General features: G+C 65.3%; 5 protein-coding genes and 2 pseudogenes. 2 read left to right on the forward strand and 5 right to left on the reverse strand.

Going from position 1 to position 4,458, the window contains the following annotated elements:
* Together X743_RS137835 and X743_RS137830 are read right to left on the reverse strand one after the other, a co-directional pair.
* Positions 1–864, reverse strand: an 864-nt coding sequence (locus X743_RS137835) for an ATP-binding protein (RefSeq protein WP_031258877.1), incomplete at its 3' end; no start/stop codon positions are given.
* A gap of 279 nt (positions 865–1,143) precedes the next feature.
* Positions 1,144–1,800 carry a glutathione S-transferase family protein gene (locus tag X743_RS137830; protein WP_031258878.1) on the reverse strand — a complete coding sequence of 219 codons (657 nt, stop codon included), beginning with the start codon at positions 1,798–1,800 and terminating at the stop codon, positions 1,144–1,146.
* Between the two features lie 171 nt (positions 1,801–1,971).
* On the opposite strand from X743_RS137830, the gene X743_RS137825 reads away from it, so the two are divergent.
* Positions 1,972–2,280, forward strand: a complete 309-nt coding sequence (locus tag X743_RS137825; protein WP_013894419.1) for a hypothetical protein — start codon at positions 1,972–1,974, stop codon at positions 2,278–2,280.
* Positions 2,281–2,362: 82 nt separating this feature from the next.
* A pseudogene (locus X743_RS1000000173860) lies at positions 2,363–2,491 on the forward strand (DUF559 domain-containing protein); the annotation flags it as partial.
* 98 nt (positions 2,492–2,589) lie between these two features.
* On the opposite strand, the gene X743_RS137820 reads toward X743_RS1000000173860, so the two are convergent.
* The 3 genes and pseudogenes from X743_RS137820 to X743_RS1000000173865 form a co-directional block, all read right to left on the reverse strand.
* Entirely contained in the window at positions 2,590–3,420 is an 831-nt protein-coding gene (locus tag X743_RS137820) for an aldo/keto reductase (RefSeq protein WP_023769466.1), read from the reverse strand.
* 144 nt (positions 3,421–3,564) lie between these two features.
* Complete coding sequence (locus tag X743_RS137815) at positions 3,565–4,197, reverse strand: PQQ-binding-like beta-propeller repeat protein (protein WP_023769467.1); 633 nt, start codon at positions 4,195–4,197, stop codon at positions 3,565–3,567.
* A 34-nt stretch (positions 4,198–4,231) separates the two neighbouring features.
* Positions 4,232–4,458, reverse strand: a pseudogene (locus X743_RS1000000173865) (helix-turn-helix transcriptional regulator); the annotation flags it as partial.

Raw genomic sequence — 4,458 nt, forward strand, 5'->3', positions numbered from 1 at the left:
CGTTTCGGGCGGCGGGGCGGCCAGGATGATGGCGCGGGCATCCTCAAGCGCGGATTCCGGCAGCGGCATCAACCGTGGCGTGCCGTTGCGGGGGCTGGTATCGGTCGGGCCGATGCGCAGGCCGAGCGGCCGGCGCGACAGTGCCGGACCCAACGCCATGAACTGCCCGCGCTCCAGGTCTCGGAAAGCCTCGGCCTGCCGCCGCTCCATGCCCAGAAGGTCGGCGGCGCGCGCCATGTCGATGTCGAGAAAGGTGCGGCCCATGAGGAAATTGGAGGCCTCGGCGGCGACGTTCTTGGCGAGCTTGGCCAGCCGCTGCGTGGCGATGATGCCGGCCAGGCCTCGCTTGCGGCCACGGCACATCAGGTTGGTCATGGCGCCGAGCGATAGTTTGCGCGCTTCGTCCGAAACCTCGCCGGCCACGGCCGGCGCGAACAACTGCGCCTCGTCCACCACCACCAGCATCGGATACCAGTGGTCGCGGGCGACCTCGAACAGCCCGCCGAGGAAGGCGGCGGCGCGCCGCATCTGGTTCTCGGCGTCGAGCCCTTCGAGATTGAGCACGGTCGAGACGCGGTGGATGCGCGCCCGCTCCCCGGCGGCCTGCAAGCCGCGCTCGGTATGCTCCTCGGCATCGATCACCAGATGGCCGTAGCGGTCGCCCAGCGACACGAAGTCGCCTTCCGGGTCGACGATGGTCTGCTGCACCCAGGGCGCGCTCTGCTCCAGCAGCCGGCGCAGGAGGTGCGACTTGCCGGAGCCCGAATTGCCCTGCACCAGAAGCCGGGTCGCCAGCAGCTCCTCGAGATCGAGCGTCGCCGGGGCGCCCGCCGTCGTGTTTCCCATCTCGATCGCAACGGTCATGCCAGACTCATCAGCTCCTTCGCAGACGGGCTTATCAACCGGAGCATGGCCCGTCGAGCACCGATGGCCGGCAGGCCGACGTTGCGCACAGCCGCGAGAGATGCCGTTTGCGGGATGGAGCCTGTGGATAGTAACCGGTTGTTCACCATGCGCCGGTGTTCAAATTGAAGATGCCGGACATCCGCGTAGCCTGACTTTGCATCGCGCCCCAACGTGGTGCGTCCCAACCCCCGCCCGGCGACCGGCGTTTTCAAGTTTCCTTTGTGTATACGCCGGTCGTCAGTTCCAGCCATCACCCTGCCGCGGCACCGGCGGCAAGGGCGGTGCATCCAGCCCGTTGAACGGGTCGCGCCAGGCTTCGATCGCTTCGAGCCGGCGATACCAGCCGGCAAGCACGGGATAATCACCGAGCGGCAGGCCGCCGACATCGTTGAACGGCAGGAACGTCGCCATGCGGAAATCGGCGTAGGAGACCCGGGCCCCGACCAGCCATTGCCGCCCGGCCAGCGCCGCCTGCAGGATCGCCGCCATCGTGTGAAACAGCTTCAGCCCCTCCTCGACCAGTTGGCGATCGATTGGGCCCAAATGATAGCGCTGCTTGGTGCCACGCTCGAAATGCACCATGTCGCAGGCCCTGGCGAAGTTTTCCTTGCCCCAACTTAGCCAGCGGATCATCTCGGGCTCGTCATTGCCGGTGCGCCAGAAATCCGATCCGACGTCGCGCGACAGCCGGCAAGCGATGGCGTCCGCTTCCCACAGACTGCCGCCCGGCCACGCCAGTATCGGCAGGGAAAGATTGGGATTGAGCGGCCGGAATCGCTCCGCTTGCCCCGGCGCGAAGGGTGAGGCGAATTCGTAGGTCACATCAGCCTTGAGGTAACGCGCAACCGCGACCGCCAGGCGCGGATTGGGATTGCGGCTGAAGTAGAGTTTCATTTCGCCTCCGGCCGCCATCGGCTCGATCTCGTCACTCATATGCTCTCCCTGTCCTGGCGAGTATCGCCAGACCCAGGACGGCTGTGCAGGGTATAATCCTACAAAGTTTGGGTTGACCGCCTCCGATGGCGAGGCGACACTTCATCTCGTACCAAGGCAGGAGGAAATGCGATGGACGAGCCCGAACGGTGGCGCCACATGTCGACGGCGCCCAAGGACGGCAGCCGGATCCTGGTCACGGTCCGCCCGTCCGAACAGGGGCCGGCCGAAGTCGACCTCGCCTACTGGGCACGCGGCGACCAGTTCGCCGGCGAAGGCTGGCGCGCATCGGATTCCTCGCCGGGCCGCGTCGTCGAATACGCCGAGCCGGAACTCAAATGCTGGATGCCCCTGCCCTCCGCCAATCTCAGCCGCGGCGGCTCGATGCCGGCCCCCTGGGAAGGCGAAGATGCACAGCAATTGGACGGGTCCGGGATTTAGCACAAAGGGCGAAGCTGCCAATCTCCCTCCTCGTGGGGGAGATGTCCGGCAGGACAGAGGGGGGCGCCGTAGGGCGCAAACTTCAAGGTCCATGCGTCTGGAACAGGACGGCTGGAGCGTGCTGCGGTTCTGCAACGACGATGTGATTCTCGACATCGACAATGTCTGCCAACATATTGTCATCGCTGCTGGTTTGGGCGGCACAAACTGATATGCCGGCGGAACAGCGCGCCCCTCTGCCCTGTCGGGCATCTCCCCCACTTGGGGGGAGATTGGCCGCTTCGCCGCCGGCTCCTTCAGGTCAAACTTTTAAAACAAAAACGCCGCCGTGGCGGGGTTCGGTCCGTTGCGGCCGTCAGCCGAATCCATGCCCCGGATCGTCTCCAGGTCCTGCGCGTCGAGTTCGAAATCGAAGACATCGAAATTCGCCGCGACGCGATCCTGGTGGATAGACTTCGGGATCACGATCAGCCCTTCCTGGAGGTGCCAGCGGATCATCGTCTGCGCGGCGGATTTGCCGTGCTTGTTGGCGATGCTCGCGATGGTCGGGTCGCTGAGCAGACGGCCGCTGCCCAGCGGGCTCCAGCTTTCGGTGTGGATGTTATGCTCGGCATGGAAATCCCTGAGCGCGCGTTGCTGGAAGCGCGGATGCAATTCGATCTGGTTGACGACGGGCGTCACGCCCGTCTCGCCGATGATGCGCTCCAGATGGTCCTGGTTGAAATTCGAAACGCCGATCGACTTGATGCGGCCGGCCTTTTTGAGTTCGATGAGGGTCTTCCACGCCTCGACATATTTGTCCTGGCTGGGCACCGGCCAGTGGATCAGGAACAGGTCGAGCTGCTCGATGCCGAGCTTCTTCATCGTGTCGTCGAAGGCCGTGAGAGCCGCGTCGCGCGGGTGGGCGCCGTTGCGCAGCTTCGAGGTGATGAACAGCTCGCTTCTCGCCACATCGGAAGCGCGGATCGCCTCGCCGACCCCCTCCTCGTTCTGGTAGCCTTCGGCTGTGTCGATCAGCCGGTAACCCGCCTTGATTGCCCAGCCTACCACTTGCGCGGTGATGCCGGCATCGACCTGCCAGACGCCAAGGCCAAGCTGTGGAATGGCGGCACCATCGTTCAATGTGATCTGTTCTGGCATGGTCAGGTCCTTTGCGAAGAAATGTCCGGGCGGTCGCCCAACGCAGCCTATCTAGGGACCTCCCTGGACAACGGCCAGTCGTCGGCGGACAAAATTCCCGGCACGGACCTGAAGGTGCCGGTTGTCTCCGTCAGAGCACCCGGCTCATTTCGGCCGGCGCACCGCCCGCACCACGCCGGCGGATGTGCTGCCGCAGAACAGGCGATCGCCGCCATCGGATTCCAGCCCCGAGACCCCCATGCCGGCCGGCATGCCGAGCGTCTCCAGAACCTTGCCGGTTTGTGGGTCGACACGGCGCAAATCGCTCTCGTCGCCTTCCCAGGTGGCGTGCCACAGCTCGCCATCCACCCAGGTTACCCCGGTGACGAAGCGGTTGGATTCGATGGTGCGCAGGATCGTCCCGGTCTCCGGGTCGATCTGGTGGATCTTGCGCTCGCGGTACTGCCCCACCCAGAGCGTCCCTTCGGCCCAGGTCAGCCCGGAGTCGCGGCCGCCGCCGGGCGCGGGAATGGTGGCCAGAACCGCCCCGGTATCCGGGTCGATCTTATGGATGCTATCATTGGCGAGCTGGAAGAAGTGCTTGCCGTCATAGGCAGTGCCGGCATGGGCCGCGACATCGATCGAACGCAACGCCTGCCCGCTCTGCGGATCGAAGGCATTCAGCCTGTCGCCCGAGGCAAACCAGACATTGTTGCCGTCAAAACTCACGCCATGCACGCTGTTCACCCCCGGAAAGGGTCCGTATTCGCGCAGGATTTCGGCCGCTGAATGTTTCATGTCTTTGTCCTCGATTGTGGTCGTTCATCCCTTCCTACCCTTGCGGGAGCGGCGCCGGGAGTAACAAGGTGGTCGTGAAACCCGCCACCGGCGGCGTCATCCAGCGGCGCGCCCTGCCGTGGCCGAAAGACTGCACCTTGCCGGTCTCGGCGAGCGGCTCCAGCGCCCTCTGCACGCTGCGCTGGCCGGTTCCGAGCGCCAGCGCCAGGGCCGAGCTCGACCAGGCCTCGCCGTCGGCGAGCAAGGCCAGCACGGCCGCGT

The organism is Mesorhizobium sp. LNHC232B00 (genome assembly GCF_000502435.1).
GTDB classification, from domain to species: domain Bacteria; phylum Pseudomonadota; class Alphaproteobacteria; order Rhizobiales; family Rhizobiaceae; genus Mesorhizobium; species Mesorhizobium opportunistum.